The organism is Pseudooceanicola marinus (genome assembly GCF_020177265.1).
GTDB lineage: Bacteria > Pseudomonadota > Alphaproteobacteria > Rhodobacterales > Rhodobacteraceae > Pseudooceanicola > Pseudooceanicola marinus_A.
Map to the genome: position 1 here is coordinate 820,822 of NZ_JAIVMC010000001.1, position 15,945 is coordinate 836,766.

General features: G+C 68.7%; 10 protein-coding genes. 6 read left to right on the forward strand and 4 right to left on the reverse strand.

Going from position 1 to position 15,945, the window contains the following annotated elements; genetic code table 11:
- The first annotated feature begins 310 nt into the window (after positions 1 to 310).
- The 3 genes from LC066_RS03780 (at position 311) to LC066_RS03790 (ending at position 4,131) form a co-directional block, all read left to right on the forward strand.
- Positions 311 to 1,894 (forward strand): pentapeptide repeat-containing protein, encoded by a 1,584-nt coding sequence (locus tag LC066_RS03780; protein ID WP_224896596.1) that lies wholly within the window; start codon positions 311 to 313, stop codon positions 1,892 to 1,894.
- A gap of 119 nt (positions 1,895 to 2,013) precedes the next feature.
- Positions 2,014 to 3,306, forward strand: a complete 1,293-nt coding sequence (gene serS, locus LC066_RS03785) for a serine--tRNA ligase (protein WP_224896597.1) — start codon at positions 2,014 to 2,016, stop codon at positions 3,304 to 3,306.
- A 102-nt stretch (positions 3,307 to 3,408) separates the two neighbouring features.
- Positions 3,409 to 4,131: a DUF3488 domain-containing protein gene (locus LC066_RS03790; RefSeq protein WP_224896598.1), complete on the forward strand. Its 723-nt coding sequence runs from the start codon at positions 3,409 to 3,411 to the stop codon at positions 4,129 to 4,131.
- 60 nt (positions 4,132 to 4,191) lie between these two features.
- Here LC066_RS03790 and der read toward each other — a convergent pair whose 3' ends face one another.
- The 3 genes from der to LC066_RS03805 all read right to left on the reverse strand — a co-directional run bounded on the left by der (position 4,192) and on the right by LC066_RS03805 (position 8,128).
- Positions 4,192 to 5,733, reverse strand: coding sequence for a ribosome biogenesis GTPase Der (gene der / locus LC066_RS03795; RefSeq protein WP_222474758.1), 1,542 nt, complete (start codon positions 5,731 to 5,733; stop codon positions 4,192 to 4,194).
- Between the two features lie 233 nt (positions 5,734 to 5,966).
- Positions 5,967 to 7,352 (reverse strand): PQQ-like beta-propeller repeat protein, encoded by a 1,386-nt coding sequence (locus LC066_RS03800; protein ID WP_224896599.1) that lies wholly within the window; start codon positions 7,350 to 7,352, stop codon positions 5,967 to 5,969.
- A 125-nt stretch (positions 7,353 to 7,477) separates the two neighbouring features.
- Complete coding sequence (locus LC066_RS03805) at positions 7,478 to 8,128, reverse strand: tetratricopeptide repeat protein (protein ID WP_224896600.1); 651 nt, start codon at positions 8,126 to 8,128, stop codon at positions 7,478 to 7,480.
- 308 nt (positions 8,129 to 8,436) lie between these two features.
- On the opposite strand from LC066_RS03805, the gene LC066_RS03810 reads away from it, so the two are divergent.
- Together LC066_RS03810 and LC066_RS03815 are read left to right on the forward strand one after the other, a co-directional pair.
- The gene (locus LC066_RS03810) at positions 8,437 to 9,774 is read left to right on the forward strand and encodes an efflux RND transporter periplasmic adaptor subunit (RefSeq protein ID WP_224896601.1); all 1,338 of its coding nucleotides are present in this window, start codon (positions 8,437 to 8,439) and stop codon (positions 9,772 to 9,774) included.
- A complete protein-coding gene (locus tag LC066_RS03815; RefSeq protein WP_224896602.1) occupies positions 9,771 to 13,346 on the forward strand; it encodes an efflux RND transporter permease subunit in 3,576 nt (1,191 codons plus the stop codon). The genes LC066_RS03810 and LC066_RS03815 overlap by 4 nt, the downstream gene beginning before the upstream one ends.
- 230 nt (positions 13,347 to 13,576) lie before the next feature.
- Here the strand turns inward: LC066_RS03815 and LC066_RS03820 are convergent, their stop codons facing one another.
- Positions 13,577 to 15,400 (reverse strand): ABCB family ABC transporter ATP-binding protein/permease, encoded by a 1,824-nt coding sequence (locus LC066_RS03820; RefSeq protein WP_222474763.1) that lies wholly within the window; start codon positions 15,398 to 15,400, stop codon positions 13,577 to 13,579.
- Between the two features lie 132 nt (positions 15,401 to 15,532).
- Between LC066_RS03820 and LC066_RS03825 the strand changes: the two genes are divergently transcribed.
- A complete protein-coding gene (locus tag LC066_RS03825; protein WP_224896603.1) occupies positions 15,533 to 15,943 on the forward strand; it encodes an ArsR/SmtB family transcription factor in 411 nt (136 codons plus the stop codon).
- Positions 15,944 to 15,945: the final 2 nt, after the last annotated feature.

Sequence of the window (15,945 nt, forward strand, 5' to 3'; positions counted from 1 at the left end):
AACCTATGTGCGGTGCTGGGGGATTGCAAGGTGAGAAGGGGCCCGGGCGGGTGCCGGGCGCACACATTCGCGGGGGCGCGCGGGCGGTGCGGCGGGGTTTCGGGCGGGTCGGGGATTTCGAGCGCCGGGGTGCGGGGGCTTGGCCCGAGGTTGGACGCCCCGAGGGTGGAGGGCACCCCACCGTCTTTCGGGCACTCCCGCGCCCTGCCCCGGCGAAACGCCCCGGGGATCCCGTCGCCGCTGTTGCGCTCTGGCGTCAGGGCGTTAACCATTCGGTTGGGGATCTTGGGACTTGGGGAACAGGCGAAAGATGGACAGCTATCTGCAAGTGGTGACGCATCCGTTTCTATGGATCGCGGCGGGGTTCACCGTGCTGATCTTCCTGATCCAGGGGGTGAACTCGACCAAGGATGGCACACAGCGCAAGGCCAACCGCACGTCCCCGATCAACCACCTGCGGCGCCACTACGTCTCTTTCCTGACCGCAGCCGCCCTGACCCTCTTTGCCGGAGCGCTCTGGTTCTACCTGTTCGAGGTCGGCCTATCGATTCATGACCTCGTGGACCTGCTGCGCGAACGCGCGGCGCTAGAGCGTGCCGACTATACCGACGCCGAAACCGGCCAGATCACCTTCGCCAGCTACGAAGACCTCCGCAACATCGGCTACACCGCCGCCGTTCTGATCGGCGTTCTGGCGGCAACCGCCACGCTGATCTTCTCTCTGATCCGGGTCTGGACCAACGAACGGACAACCCGAGCGACCGAAGAAGGGCTGATCACGGATCGGATCAACAAGGCGGTCGAGGGGCTGGGGGCGGAGAAGAAGGTCGACAAGATCGGGCGGCCGGTGGTGATCGTCAAGGCCGACGACACTCAGGAAGCGCTGATCGAATGGGAGAACACCGGTCTGGAGCTGCCTGCGCTGGCTAAGATCCACGAAAAGGCACGCTGGCAGGTCTTTTCCCGCAGCGAACCGAATCTCGAGGTGCGCATCGGCGCCATCCTCTCGCTGGAGCGGATCGCTCAAGACAGCGCACGTGACCATATCCAGATCATGGAAATCCTCTGCGCCTATATCCGGGAGAATATCGGCAACCGGCCCATCCTGCCGCTACCAGAGGATCGGACGCCGCAGTCGTGGCGCGCATGGGGAAAACCGGGCCTCGCGGCGGTGCCCCGGCTCGACATCGACATGGCGCTGAAGGTGATCGAACGGCGCGGGGCGGGTCGCAAGGCGGCAGAGGCCGCACAGGAGCCGGCGTTCCAGCTGGGGCTGGAACGGCTCGCGGGAACAGGGCTGGACCTGCGAGGGCGGGCGTTGGAAAAGGCGGTTCTCCGGGGCGCGGAGTTGCAGGGGGCGGACCTTGGGTTCGCGCAGTTGCAGGGGGCGGACCTCAGGCGCGCGAAGTTGCAGGGGGCGCACCTCGGGGACGCGGAGTTGAAGGGGGCGGACCTAAGGGACGCGGAGTTGCAGGGGGCGCACCTCGGGGGCGCGAAGTTGCAGGGGGCGCACCTCGGGGCCGCGAAGTTGCAGGGGGCGGACCTCGGGGGCGCGAAGTTGCAGGGGGCGAACCTCTGGGACGCGGAGTTGCAGGGGGCGAACCTCATGGGCGCGGAGTTCGACGCCGCGACAGACCTCAGCAGCGCTACTCTCCGAGGTGCGCTGCTGCGCTTTGTCGATTTTACCAACGTCCCACAGATCGACGCGCATCTCGACCCCGATCAGGTCTTCTTCGACGGCTCCATCACCCTCCCCGGCGTGATCACCAGCGACATGCCGAAGTGGCCCTACGAGGACCGTCGGGACGTTCTTGAGTTTGGCGACCTCAACCGAGCCTGGCGCGCCTGGCAACGCGAACACCACCCGGACACCCTGCCCGACCACCTCCGCTAGCCCCCGCGCCACACTCCGCGCCTGCCCCCGCACTCCCCTGTACCCTTTCGCGGGCTTTTGCGGCATAAGGCCCCCGACTCAACGCGGCCCCGCGCCGCCCCATTTCAGGAGTGCACGACATGCATGACATCCGCACCATCCGCGACAATCCGGCCGCCTTCGACGCCGCCCTGTCCCGCCGTGGCGCCTCGCCCGTGTCGTCCTCCTTGCTGGCCCTCGACGAGGAGCGCCGCGCCAAGATCCAGGCCGCCGAGGCCGCCCAGGCCGAGCAGAACGCCGCCTCCAAACAGGTCGGCGCCGCCAAGGCCAAGGGTGACGAGGCCGAGTTCGAGCGGCTGCGCGCCCTGGTGGCCGAGAAGAAACAGGCCGTCGCCGCCATGCAGGCCGAGGCCAAGGAGCTGGACGCGCAGCTGACCGAGGCCCTGATGGGCATCCCCAACCTGCCCTTCGACGACACCCCCGACGGCAGGGACGAGGACGACAACGTCGAGATCCACCGCTGGGGCACCCCGCCGGAGCTGTCCTTCGCCCCGAAGGAGCATTACGAGCTGGCGGGCGTCGTCCCGGGCATGGATTTCGAGACGGCGGCGAAGCTCTCGGGCTCGCGCTTCGTGGTGCTGTCGGGCGCCGTGGCGCGGATACACCGGGCGCTGGCGCAGTTCATGGTCAACACCCATGTGGACGAGAACGGTCTGACCGAGACCTGGACCCCCGTTCTGGTGCGTGAAGAGATGATGCAGGGCACCGGCCAGCTGCCGAAGTTCGGCGAGGACAGCTACCAAACGACCAATGGCTGGTGGCTGGTGCCGACCGCCGAGGTGCCGCTGACCAATATCGTCAACGGCGAGACCGTCGAGGAAGGCTACCTGCCCCGCCGCTACGTGGCCCACACCCAGTGCTTCCGCTCCGAAGCCGGTTCCGCCGGGCGCGACACCGCCGGGATGCTGCGCCAGCACCAGTTCGAGAAGGTCGAGATGGTTTCGATCACCCATCCCGACGCCTCGCGCGACGAGCTGGACCGGATGACCAAATGCGCCGAAGGGATCCTGGAGAAGCTGGGCCTGGCCTATCGCACCGTGGCGCTCTGCACCGGCGACATGGGCTTTGGCGCGCGGCGGACCCATGATATCGAGGTCTGGCTGCCCGGGCAGAACACCTACCGCGAGATCAGCTCGGTTTCCGTCTGCGGCGACTTCCAAGCGCGGCGGATGAACGCGCGGTTCAAGCCCGCCGATGGCGGCAAGCCGCAGTTCGTGCATACGCTGAACGGCTCTGGCCTGGCCGTGGGCCGCTGCCTGATCGCCGTGCTGGAAAACGGCCAGCAGGAAGACGGCTCGGTAAAACTGCCCGAGGTGCTGGCGCCCTACCTGGGCGGCAAGCTGACCCTGACCGCCGAGGGCGTGCTCGCTTAAGCTGCGGCAGCCAAACGCCTGCGACAAAATGACAAACTGCGAGGCCCTGGTGAACCACACCGGGGCCTTATGCGTTTGTCACAGGACAAACGGAGGTCTCCCATGTTCCGCATGAAAGCCATTCTCGTGCTTTGCGCCACGATCGCCTTTGCCCTGTCCCCGGTCCTCTCGCCCGGCTTCTCGGGCTTCACCGCCGATCAGTTCCCGGTGCCGCAGGTCGATCCGCCGATCCAGCCCATGGGGCTGACCTTTGCGGTGATCTGGACGGTGATCTACGCCTGGCTGATCGTCATGGCGATCTACGGCCTTTTCAAGCGCGCCGACGATGCGGGCTGGGACGCGGGGCGCTGGCCGCTTTTCGCCTCGCTGGTGGTGGGGGCCGCCTGGATCCCGGTGGCCAACCTGACGCCGATCTGGGCGACGGTGCTGATCTGGATCATGTGGGCCATGGCCCTCTGGGCGCTGTGGCGGGTGCCGGGGCGCGACCGGCTGTGGCTGCAAGCGCCGCTCGGCCTTTACGCGGGCTGGCTGACGGCGGCCTCTTGCGTGGGGACGGGGGTGCTGGCCACCGGCTATGGCGCGGCGCCGGTGCTGTGGGTGCATGGCGCCTTCCTGCTGCTGGCCAGCTGGATCGCCGTGGCCGTGGCGCGGCTGTCGCCCGGCGCGCGGCCCTTCTACCTGGGCGCCATGCTTTGGGCCGTGCTGGGGATCGTGATCGACAATGCCGTGGCGGGCCGGTGGATCTTCGGCGGGATCGCCGCCGCGGTGCTGGTTGTGCTGCTGCCGATCTTCGCAGCTCACCTGCGGCGCTTCGCAGCGACCTGAGCGCGGTCGCCGCGACGAGACGAAAAGGGCGCCCGCCGGGCGCCCTTTTGCATGTCCTTGTCACTTCACCGGCTTGCGGCCCAGGGGTTTGCCGCCCGAAGGACGGCTGCCGCGCTTGGGCTTCTCGTCGGCGCGGCCCTTGCCCAGGTGCTTGCGCAGGCGCGAGGGCGTCGTCTTCGTCTTGTTCTTGTAGGGGTTCTTGTCCCCCTGCCCCCGCATGGTCAGGCGAATGGGCGTGCCCGGCATGTCGAAATCGGCCCGCAGCCCGTTCACCAGGTAACGCGAGTAGCTGTCGGGGATCTTGTCGGGATGGCTGCACATCACCACGAAGCCCGGCGGCCGCGTCTTGGCCTGCGTCATGTAGCGCAGGCGGATACGGCGGCCACCCGGGGCGGGCGGCGGGTGCTGTTCCAACATGGCAGTCAGCCAGCGGTTCAGGCGACCGGTGGAAATACGACGGTTCCAGACCGCATGAGCCTTCAGGATCGCGTCGTGCAGGCGATCGAGGCCGCGGCCCGTCTTGGCAGAGACGGTGATCAGCGGCGCGCCACGCAGCTGCGGCAGCAGACGCTCGAAGCTTTCCTTCAGCGCCTTCAGCTTCTCCTGCTTCTCGTCCTCGATGTCCCACTTGTTGACGGCGACGACGACGGCGCGGCCCTCGCGCTCGGCCAGGTCGGCGATGCGCAGGTCCTGCTGTTCAAAGGGAATGGCAGCGTCGAGCAGGACCACCACCACTTCCGCGAACTTCACCGCGCGCAGACCATCGGCGACCGACAGCTTCTCGACCTTGTCCTGCACCTTGGCCTTCTTGCGCATGCCGGCGGTGTCGAAAATCCGCGTGGGCGTGCCCGCCCAGTCGATCCGCAGCGAGATGGAGTCGCGGGTGATCCCGGCCTCGGGGCCCGTCAGCAGGCGATCCTCGCCCAGGATCTTGTTGATCAGGGTGGATTTCCCGGCGTTCGGGCGGCCCACCACGGCGATCTGCAGCGGGCGCTCTTCGCTGGGGGCCCAGGCGGCCTCGGCCTCTTCCTCGCCGCCGTCTTCCTCCGGCACGCTCACGTCCATCTCGGGCGCGGCGGCCACGGCCACGGCGGTCCGTTCGGCGAAAGTCTCGGACAGGGGCAGCAGGGCGCCGAAGAGGTCAGCCATCCCCTCGCCATGCTCGGCGGAGATGCGGACCGGCTCGCCCAAGCCGAGGTTCCAGGCCTCCAGCACGCCGGCATCGGCGGCGGAGCCTTCGCCCTTGTTGGCGGCCAGGATGACGTGATCGGCCTTCTTGCGCAGGATCTCGGCGAAGACCTCATCCGTCGGCGTCACCCCGGTGCGGGCATCGATCATGAAGAGGCAGACGTCGGCCATTTCCACGGCGCGTTCGGTCAGGCGGCGCATGCGCCCCTGCAGGCTGTCGTCGTTGGCATCCTCCAGCCCGGCGGTGTCGATGACGGTGAAGTCGATGTCGCCCAGGCGCGCCGCGCCCTCGCGCAGGTCGCGCGTGACACCGGGCTGGTCATCCACCAGGGCGAGCTTCTTGCCCACCAGGCGGTTGAACAGCGTCGACTTGCCGACATTGGGACGGCCCACGATGGCCAGGGTGAAGGACATGAACGCCTCTCAGGGTTGCGAAAGCGCCGCATAGCGCGGAATGGGGGCCGCCGTAAAGGCTGATCGCACCGCCCGGGCCGCGCACGTGGCGCTAGGGGGGCGCTGCCCCCGCCTCCGTGCCGGAGACTCCCCCGGAGTATTTTCAGCTGCCGGATGACAAAGGCGCCGCGCCCTGTTCATCCGACAGCCCCAAATACTCCCGCCGGAGGCAACCGGCCAGGGGCCGGTCCGACTTAGCGATAGGCCAGCAGCTGGCCCTTCTTGTTCAGCACGTAGAGCACGCCACCCGCCACGACGGGCGCCGAGGCCGCGCCCGCGGGCAGTTCCGCCGTGCCGGCCAGCGCGCCCGAGACCGGGTCGAAGAAGCGCAGGTAGCCGTCGGAGGAGGCCACGACCAGGCGGCCGCCGGCCAGGACCGGGCCGTAATGAGCGAAGACAGCACCCTGGCGGCGCGGCCGGGATTTCTGGAAGAACGGCAGGTCGACGCCCCAGACCCGCGCGCCGGTCTCGGCGTCGAGGCGGACCAGTTCGTTGCCATCGCTGAGGATGAAGACCGACCCGCCGGTGACCCAGGCGGGGCCCATGGGGCCCTCGTCGGCGGTCCACTTGCGGGTGCCGGTCGCCAGTTCCAGCGCGACCATGCGGCCCGACTGGTTGCCGGCATAGACGGTATCGCCCACCACCACCGGATCGCCGGTGATGTCATTGACGTTGGCCCGTGCAAAGCCCGAGCGGCGGCCGGTGATGATCGTCGACCAGACGGACATGCCGCCCTGGCGGAAGGCGGCCTGCACCTCGCCCGAGCCGAAGCCGAAGAGCGCGTATTGATCGGTCAGGGCCGGGCTGGGCGCGCCGGCGAAGTTGTTCACGTCGGGCGTGGCCGACAGCTGCCAGCGGACGCGACCGGTTTCGGTGTCCACGGCCCAGGCCTGGGATTCGCCCGAGGTCACATAGACCAGCCCATCGTAGACCGTCGGCGCGCCGGTCGCCGGGGCCAGCAGTTTCTGGCGCCACAGCACCGCGCCGGTCTCCGGGTCCAGCGCCGAAAGCTCGCCGAAGCCGGTGGTGACGAAGACGCGGCCGTCGCCATAGGCAACGCCGCCGCCCGAGGCCTGCCCCATGCGATCCTGCGCGGGCACCATTTCCGTCTGCCACAGCAGCGCCCCGGCGGGCGAGGTCGCCGCCACGTGGCCGGTGGAATCCAGGGTGAAGATGCGGCCCGACGCCACCACCGGGTCGGAGGTGATGAAGGCCTTGCGCCCGTCGCCATCGCCGATCTTGGTCTGCCAGATCAGCTGCGGCGCGCCCGAAAGCGCTGCATGGGCGACCCGGGTCGAGGGCGTGCCGAACCCCTGGGTCCAATTCGCGTTGGTGGTCTGCGCCGGCAGCGAGATCGGCCGGGCCTCGTTCACCGGCACCTCGGCGACGTCGCCGGGCACCTGGTCACTGAGGACCGAACGCAGGTCCTCGCGCTCTCCGAGCAGCGTCACTTCCCGTTCGGCGCAGGCCGAGAGCGCCAGCAGCGTCGCCAGCCCCAGGGGCAGCAGGCGTCCCGCGCGCCGGCGCGGACCCTCCGCTGCCATGATCCGATTTCCGACCGAGCTGCCCTGCTTCGTCATGCCGCGCATCACCTTCCGCCTGTCCCGGCCCCGACGCGTCCTGCATCCGGGCCTTTTTCTTCCGGGTCAGGGACTTGTCCGTCCCGCCCCGTCTTTTCTCGTCACTGCCGTCAGGCCGTGCAGGCTCAGCCCGCCTCGGCCGGGTCGCCGCCCAGGGCCACCATCAACTGACTTGCCCGCTGACGCAAGCCTTCCGTCACCTCGGCGTCGTTGAGGATCTCGCGCAGCACGCCCAGGGCGGCCTCGCTGTCACCTTCGGCCACATGGGTCAGCGCAATCTGCTCCTCGGCCAGCAGGCGCAGCGGGTTGCCCGGCACCGCCAGTTCCAGCAGCGCATCGCGGCGTGCCGCAGGTTCCATCTGGCCGCTTTCCAGCAGCAGCCGCTTGAACCGGGCGATGTCGGCATAGATGCCGGTAGCCGGCGTATCGGCCAGAGCCGCGGCGGCACGGGCCGGGTCCTCGGCCCCGGCGGCCGCCTCGGAGGCGGTCAGGAAGGCCAGCAGCGCCTGCTGCTCGGGCGTGGCGGCCTCGACCCCTTCCAGGCCCGTGATGCGGGCCTCGGTGTCATCGGCATCCAGCGCCGTGAGGATCGCATCCCCGAAGGCCTCTGCCTCGGCGCGTTCCTGCGCCTTGCGCCATTCGTTCCAGGCCGCGCCCCCGACGATCAGCACAACCGCCAGGATGGCGATCCAGCCGTAACGGCGCAGCAGACCATAGAGACGGTCGCGGCGGACCTCGTCATTGACTTCATCGATGAAACTGTTGGCGTCGCTCACGTTCGGCCCCCCTTGCGCATTTGGCCCCTCCTTACCCCGTCCCCCCGGGCGTGCCAAGGGCGCGCATGGGGGACGGCGCGGGGCTGCGCACTCCGCTCCCGCCGCGGGGCCTTTCAGCCGCCGCGCGCGCCCATGCCGCACCCCTCTTCAGGTGAGGGCCCTTGGGAAAGATGTTGCCTTGAATCCCCGATGGCAGCAGGCTTGCAGCAGAGGTCGGCGCCGCAGGGGCGTTTTTCTTGCATCATACGCTGCCGTCTCTAAGGCGATCATAGAGTATCACAGTGTAACGCAACGCCTCGGGTATCATCATGCGCCTCCTGTCCATCCTCTCCGCGATCCTGGTGGTTTGCGCCCTCTACCTCGTGCTGCTGCAACGCCCCGCCCTGCTGACCTTTGCCTACGGCGAAGGGATCGACCAGGCCCTGGCCGTGGCGCGGGGCGAGGCCGAGCCGTCGGAGGCGGTGCAGGTTGCCCTCGGCACCGTGGATGAGACGCCCGAGGACGCCGACACGAGCGATGAGGCAGAGGCCGCGCCAACGGTCGCCCCAGACGCGGAGACCCGGGCCGTGCGCGTGGTGGCCCGCCAGTCCACCGCGCAGATGGTCGACAGCGCCGTGCGCCTGCGCGGCCAGACCGAGGCGGCGCGCCGGGTGACCCTGCTGTCGGAAACCGCCTCCACCGTGATGTCCGCGCCCCTGCCCCGCGGCAGCCTGATTGAGGCGGGCCAGCTGCTGTGCGAACTGGACCCCGGCACGCGTGAGACCGCCCTGGCCGAGGCCCGCGCCCGCCTGGCGGAGGCCGAGGCCGCGAAACCCACCGCCGCCGCCACCCTGGCCGAGGCCGAGGCCCGGCTGGAGGAGGCGCAGATCAACCTGACTGCCTCCGAGAAACTGTCGGAAGGGGGCTTTGCCTCCACCACCACCCTGGCCGCGCGCCGCGCCGCCGTGCGCGCCGCCGAGGCGGGCGTGGCTGCCGCCGAAGCCGGGCTGACCTCGACCGATGCGGGGCTGCAATCGGCCCAGGCCGCCGTCGCCGCCGCCGAGAAGGAGATCGAGCGGCTGCAGATCCACGCCCCCTTCGCCGGGATCCTGGAGGATGACACCGCCGAGCTGGGCGCCTTCCTGTCCGTGGGCGGTCACTGCGCCACGGTGATCGCGCTTGATCCGATCCGGCTGACCGGCTACCTGCCGGAAACGGAGGTCGAACGGGTCGAGATCGGCGCACCCGCCGGCGCCCGGCTGACCGCCTCGGGGCGCGAGGTCATGGGACAGGTCACCTTCCTGTCGCGGTCGGCCGATGCCACCACCCGCACCTTCAAGGTCGAGATCTCGGTGCCGAACCCCGAACTGGCCATCCGCGAGGGCCAGACCGCCGCCATCGCCATCGAGGCCGAAGGTGTGCTGGCGCATTTCCTGCCGCAATCCGCGCTGACCCTGAACGACGAGGGCACCCTGGGCGTGCGCCTGGTAGGTGCCGAGGGCCTGACCGAGTTCGCCCCCGTGGCCGTCCTGCGCGACCAGGTGGAGGGCATCTGGCTGACCGGCCTGCCCGAGGAGGCCGACGTGATCGTCATCGGCCAGGAATACGTCATCGCCGGCGTGCCGGTGATCGCCAGCTTCGAGAGCCCGGCGGAGGCCACGCAATGACCGGCATCGTCGACTGGGCCGCCGCGCGCGCCCGCATGATCCTGGCCTTCATCGCGCTGTCGCTGCTGTCGGGCGGGTTCGCCTATGTCTCCCTGCCCAAGGAAGGCGAGCCGGACATCGAGATCCCGGCACTCTTCGTCTCCGTCCCCTTCCGCGGCATCTCGGCCGAGGACAGCGAGACCCTGCTGGTCAAGCCGATGGAGACGGAGCTGTCGGACCTCGATGGGCTGAAGCAGATGACGGCGACGGCGGCCGAGGGCTATGCCGGCCTGGCGCTGGAGTTCGAGTTCGGCTGGAACAAGACCGAGACCATGGCGGAGGTCCGCGATGCCATGGGCCGGGCCGAGGCGAAGTTTCCCGAGGGCTATGACAGCTACTCGGTCAACGAGATCAACTTTTCCGAATTTCCGATCATCATCGTCAACCTGACCGGCGACGTGCCCGAACGCACCATGGCCCGGGTGGCCGAGGACCTGCAGGACCGGGTGGAAGGCATCGAGGCAGTGCTGGAGGCTGGCATCGCCGGCAAGCGCGACGAGATGGTCGAGGTGCTGATCGACCCGCTGCGCCTGGAAAGCTACAACGTCACGGCGGATGAGCTGATCTCGGTCGTGCAGAACAACAACCAGCTGATCGCCGCCGGCGAAGTCGACAGCGAGGCGGGCACCTTCTCGGTCAAGATCCCCGGCAGTTTCGACGACGTGCGCGACATCTACGCCCTGCCGGTGAAGATGAACGGCGACCGGGTGGTCACCCTGGGCGAGCTGGCGACGATCCGCATGACCTTCGAGGATCGCGAGGGCACGGCGCGGTTCAACGGCGAGACGACCGTGGCCCTGCAGGTGGTGAAGCGGAAGGGCTTCAACATCATCGACACCGCCGAGGAGGTGAAGGCCGTGGTGGCCGAGGCCGCCGCCAACTGGCCGCCCGAGCTGCGCGCCGCCGTCAACGTGGGCACCTCGAACGACCAGAGCCGCGTGGTGGGCTCGATGGTGGATCAGCTCGAAGGCTCGGTGCTGACCGCCATCGCTCTGGTGATGATCGTGGTGCTGGCAGCCCTCGGCCCCCGCCCCGCCCTGTTGGTCGGTTTCGCCATCCCCACCTCCTTCCTGCTGTGCTTCGTCCTGCTGGGTCTGATGGACATCACCATTTCCAATATCGTGATGTTCGGCCTGATCCTGGCCGTGGGGATGCTGGTCGACGGCGCCATCGTGGTGGTGGAATATGCCGACAAGCGAATTTCGGACGGCGTTGGGCCGATGCGCGCCTATGTGGAGGCCGCCAAGCGGATGTTCTGGCCCGTGGTCAGCTCCACCGCCACGACGCTTTGCGCCTTCCTGCCCATGCTCTTCTGGCCCGGCGTCCCGGGGGAGTTCATGGGGATGCTGCCCGTGACCTTGATCTTCGTGCTGGCCGCCTCGCTGGTGGTGGCGCTGATTTACCTGCCGGTGATGGGGGGCGTCACGGGGCGCATTTCCCGCGTCTTCGCCAACAGCTCGGACGCGCTGCGGGCGCGGCTGCCCTGGGTGCTGCGTGCGGCCCTGGTGCCGATCGCCCTCCTGGGGATGTACCTGGGCGCCATGCTGGTGCTGAACCCGGGCTATTTCGGGCCTGCCCCCCTACCCGGTGCAGCGGCGGCCCTGCCCGGCGCGGCGCTGTTCCTCGCCGCCAGCTTCGCCGCCTCGATCACCCTTGGCGCGGCCCGAATCCACCGCCGGCGCCGCCTGCGGGCGGGTAACCGGCGCAGCCTCTTCGGCTACGTGATCTGGGCGATTACCGCCAATCCGATCATGCCGCTGGTCACCATCGCCGCCGTCATCGCCTTCGTCGTGTCGGTCTTCGGCTACTACGGCGCCAACAACAACGGGACGGAGTTCTTCACCGAAAGCGAGCCGGAGCAGGCCATCGTCTATGTCCGCGCCCGGGGCAACCTGTCGCTGGCGCAGAAGGACGCCCTGGTGCGGGAGGCGGAGGAGATCGTGCTGGCCCATCCCGGCGTGCTGAACGCCTTCGCCTTCGCCGGGGACGGCGGGCTGTCGACCAACACCGGCGGTGCGGAACCGCCGCTCGACACAATCGGTCAGATCCAGCTGGAGATCGTGCCCTGGGAAGACCGCCGCGACCGCCCGGATCTGGACGGCGACCTGGTGATCGCCGACCTGACCGAGGCGACCGAGCGCATCCCCGGTATCAAGATCGAGATCCTCTCGGCCAACATGGGTCCTGCCTCGGCCAAGCCCGTGCACTTGCGCCTGATGGGCGACAACTGGGACGAGCTGCGCACGGCCACCGCCCGCGTGCGCGAGCAATTCGAGGACACGCGCGGCCTGACCCTGGTCGAGGACACCCTGCCTCTGCCCGGCATCGACTGGCAGATCGACGTCGATGTCGAAAAGGCCGGGCGCTATGGCGCCAACGTGGCCACGGTGGGTGCCATGGTGCAGCTGATCACCCAGGGGCTGGAGCTGGACACGATGCCGGTCGACAGCTCGGACGAGGAGATCTCGATCCGTGTCCGCCTGCCAGAGGCCGACCGGGTGCTGGCGACGCTGGACACGCTGAAGGTGCGCACCGCCCAGGGGCTTGTGCCGCTGACGAATTTCATTACCCGGACGCCAGTGGCCAAGCTGGCGCAGATCAAGCGGGTGGACGGCACGCGCTACTTCGACGTGAAGGCCGCCGTGGCGCCGGGGCTGATGACCGACGGTACCGATCCTCGCACGGGGGAGCCGACCCAGGTGCCCGTGACCCCGGCCGAGCGGATCGCGACGCTGCAAAGCTGGCTCGATGAAGGCGCGGACCTGCCCGCCTCGGTCAGCACCGAATGGACCGGCGACCAGGAGGACCAGCAGGAAAGCCAGACCTTCCTGATGACCGCCTTCTCGGCGGCGCTGGCGCTGATGTTCATCATCCTGCTGGCGCAGTTCAATTCCTTCTACAACGCCGTGCTGGTGCTGCTGGCTGTGGTGCTGTCGACGGCGGGCGTGCTGATCGGGATGCTGGTCATGGACCAGGCGTTTTCGATCATCATGACCGGCACCGGCATCGTGGCGCTGGCGGGGATCGTGGTGAACAACAACATCGTGCTGATCGACACCTACCAGGAATATGCTGCCTACATGCCCCGGATCGAGGCGGTGATCCGCACCGCCGAGGACCGCATCCGCCCCGTCCTGCTGACCACAGTCACCACCATGGCGGGCCTGGCGCCGATGATGCTGGGCCTGTCGCTGGACTTCTGGGCCGGCGGCTATGCCATCGACAGCCCGACGGCGCTGTGGTGGAAACAGCTGGCAACAGCGGTGGTCTTCGGCCTCGGCATCGCCACCATGCTGACGCTGGTCTTCACCCCCTCGATGCTGGCGCTGCGGGTCTGGGCCACCACCTATGTCACCTGGATCGCGCGTCTGCTGGCGAAGCTGTCCCAGGGCAGTTCCAGCCGCGCCGCCCGCGACTGGGCGCTGAACCGCGCCGCGCGCCGTCTGAAGGCACCCGAGATCCTCTGGCCGCTGGAAAGCGATCCCAGGGCCCCGGCCGCGCCGCGGGTCTCGCCGCTCAACGCCGCGGAATGAGGGCGACGGTGGCGGGGGCGCTGCCCCCGTCTCCGTGCCGGAGCCTCCCCCGGAGTATTTTCAGCCAACCTATGGAATGAAGAAGAGTGCGCAGGCCGCCGCGCGCGCCCTTGTGGCCCGGGTGTCAGCGAGGGCCGCCGGGGGGCGGTGCGCCACGCCCCTGACTTCTCTTTGCCAGACATATCCCGCCGGAGGCATCGGTCACCAGGCCGTTGCCCGCCCGTCCGGGATCAGGCCGCCTCGTCGGCCTCGGCGGACTGGCGCGCCCAGAGCGCGGCGTAGCGGCCCTGGCGGGCCAGCAGGTCGGCATGGGTGCCTTCCTCGACGACCTCGCCCTTTTCCAGCACGACGATGCGATCGGCGTCGGCAATGGTCGACAGCCGGTGCGCGATGGTCAGCACCGTGCGCCCCTCGCCCGCGCGATTCAGCGCCGCCTGGATCTCGCGTTCGGTGTCGGTGTCCAGGGCCGAGGTTGCCTCGTCCAGCAGCAGCACCGGCGGGTTCTTCAACAGGGTGCGGGCGATGCCCACGCGCTGTTTCTCGCCACCCGAGAGCTTCAGCCCGCGTTCGCCCACCCTGGTCTCGTAGCCTTCGGGCAGGGACATGATGAAGTCGTGGATCTGCGCGGCGCGCGCCGCCTGCACGATCTCCTCGAAGCTGGCACCGTCGCGGCCATAGGCGATATTGTAGCCCACCGTGTCGTTGAACAGCACCGTGTCCTGGGGCACCACGCCGATGGCGTCATGCAGGCTGTCCTGGGTGACATGGCGCAGGTCCTGGCCGTCGATGCGGATCGCCCCGCCGGTGACGTCGTAGAACCGGAACAGCAGCCGCCCGATGGTCGATTTGCCCGACCCGGAGGAGCCCACAAGGGCCACCTTCTGACCCGGGGCCACGCGGATCGACACGCCTTTCAGGATCTCCCGCTCGGGGTCATAGGCGAAGCGCACGTCGTCGAAGACGACCTCGCCGCCCTGCACGTCCAGCCGCCGCGCGTCGCGGGCGTCCTGCACCTCCGCCGGCTGGTCCAGCAGCTGGAACATCTCGCCCATGTCCACCAGGCTCTGCCGGATCTCGCGATAGACCGTACCCAGCATGTTCAGCGGCATGGAGATCTGGATGATGTAGCTGTTGACCATGACGAAATCGCCCACGCTCAGCCGGCCCTGTTCGACGCCGATGGCCGCCATGACCATCACCCCGATCAGCCCGGCAGTGATCAGCACGGACTGGCCGAAGTTCAGGAAGGCCAGCGAGTTCTGCGTCTTCACCGCCGCTGTCTCATAACCCGCCATGGCGGCGTCATACCGCCGCGCCTCGCGCGCCTCGGCGCCGAAATATTTCACCGTCTCGAAGTTCAGCAGGCTGTCGATGGCCTTCTGGTTGGCATCCGTGTCCTGTTCGTTCATCTGCCGGCGCAGGGTCACACGCCACTCCGTCACCTTGAAGGTGAAGAGGATGTAAAGGCCGATCACCACCGCCACGACCGCCACGTAGCTGAGGTCGAAGACCACGGCGAGGACGACCGAGACCATGATCAGCTCCAGGATCAGCGGCCCGATGGAAAAGAGCATGAAGCGCAGCAGGAACTCGACCCCCTTCACCCCGCGTTCCATGATCCGGCTCAGCCCGCCGGTCTTGCGCGTCAGGTGATAGCGCATGGACAGGCGGTGGATATGGGTGAAGGTTTCCAGCGCCAGTTGGCGCAGGGCCCGCTGGCCCACCCGGGCGAAGACCACGTCGCGCAGCTGCTGGAACCCCACGGCCCCGGCCCGCGCCACGCCATAGGCCACGGTCAGACCGATGGCGCCATAGGCCATCAGCCAGCCCGCGCTGTCGCCCTCCCCCGCCAGGCTGTCCACGGCGGCCTTGTAGAGAAACGGCGTGCCCACGGTCACCAGCTTGGCGATGACCAGCACCACCAGCGCCACCACGACGCGGCGTTTCACCCAGGCGTGTTCGCGCGGCCAGAGGTAGGGCGCCACCCGCATCAGGATCCGCCCCGGGTTGTCGGGCAATTCCGTGGAGGTGGTGGGCTTGTTGCGCAGGCTCATGGGGATCTCACTGACGTTTCGGCGGTCGGACAGGCGCCGCCGACGATCCGGACGGGCGCGACGGGGGCTTGCCCCGCGCGGTCATATACCTTACCTCCGGGATAGTTCAACACTTCATGAGTAATTGAATTGATGCTCCAGGCCCAGGCCCTCGACGCGCTTTCGGCGCTTGCCAATGAAACCCGGCTGCAGATCGTGCGGCTGTTGGTCGAACATGGGCGCACGCCCGCGTGCAAGCGTCAGGCCGAGGCCGCGCCGGCCGCAACGCCGGACGGCGTGCCGGCGGGGGAGATCGCCCGCGCCGTGTCGGTCACCGCCTCGAGATTGTCCTTTCACCTCAACGCCCTGGAGCAGGCCGGGCTGATCCGCGCCGAGCGCCGCGGGCGCCAGGTGCTCTATACCGTGGATCGCGCCGCCATGGGCGGGTTGATCCATTATCTGCTGAACGATTGCTGCCGGGGCGACCCGCAGGTCAGCGCCTGCTGCCAGCGCCGGGCCGAGGCCGCGACCGAAAGCCGCGACACCGGGTTGCAGCTGCCCTGAGG

Bases quoted from the DNA above. Each gene is read 5' to 3' on its own strand.
- der (WP_222474758.1), bottom strand. From the start codon at position 5,733: ATGTCCTTCACCCTGGCCATCGTGGGCCGTCCCAATGTCGGCAAGTCG.
- LC066_RS03800 (WP_224896599.1), bottom strand. From the start codon at position 7,352: ATGACGAAGCAGGGCAGCTCGGTCGGAAATCGGATCATGGCAGCGGAG.
- LC066_RS03815 (WP_224896602.1), top strand. From the start codon at position 9,771: ATGACCGGCATCGTCGACTGGGCCGCCGCGCGCGCCCGCATGATCCTG.
- serS (WP_224896597.1), top strand. From the start codon at position 2,014: ATGCATGACATCCGCACCATCCGCGACAATCCGGCCGCCTTCGACGCC.
- LC066_RS03810 (WP_224896601.1), top strand. From the start codon at position 8,437: ATGCGCCTCCTGTCCATCCTCTCCGCGATCCTGGTGGTTTGCGCCCTC.
- LC066_RS03825 (WP_224896603.1), top strand. From the start codon at position 15,533: ATGCTCCAGGCCCAGGCCCTCGACGCGCTTTCGGCGCTTGCCAATGAA.
- LC066_RS03790 (WP_224896598.1), top strand. From the start codon at position 3,409: ATGTTCCGCATGAAAGCCATTCTCGTGCTTTGCGCCACGATCGCCTTT.
- LC066_RS03780 (WP_224896596.1), top strand. From the start codon at position 311: ATGGACAGCTATCTGCAAGTGGTGACGCATCCGTTTCTATGGATCGCG.
- LC066_RS03820 (WP_222474763.1), bottom strand. From the start codon at position 15,400: ATGAGCCTGCGCAACAAGCCCACCACCTCCACGGAATTGCCCGACAAC.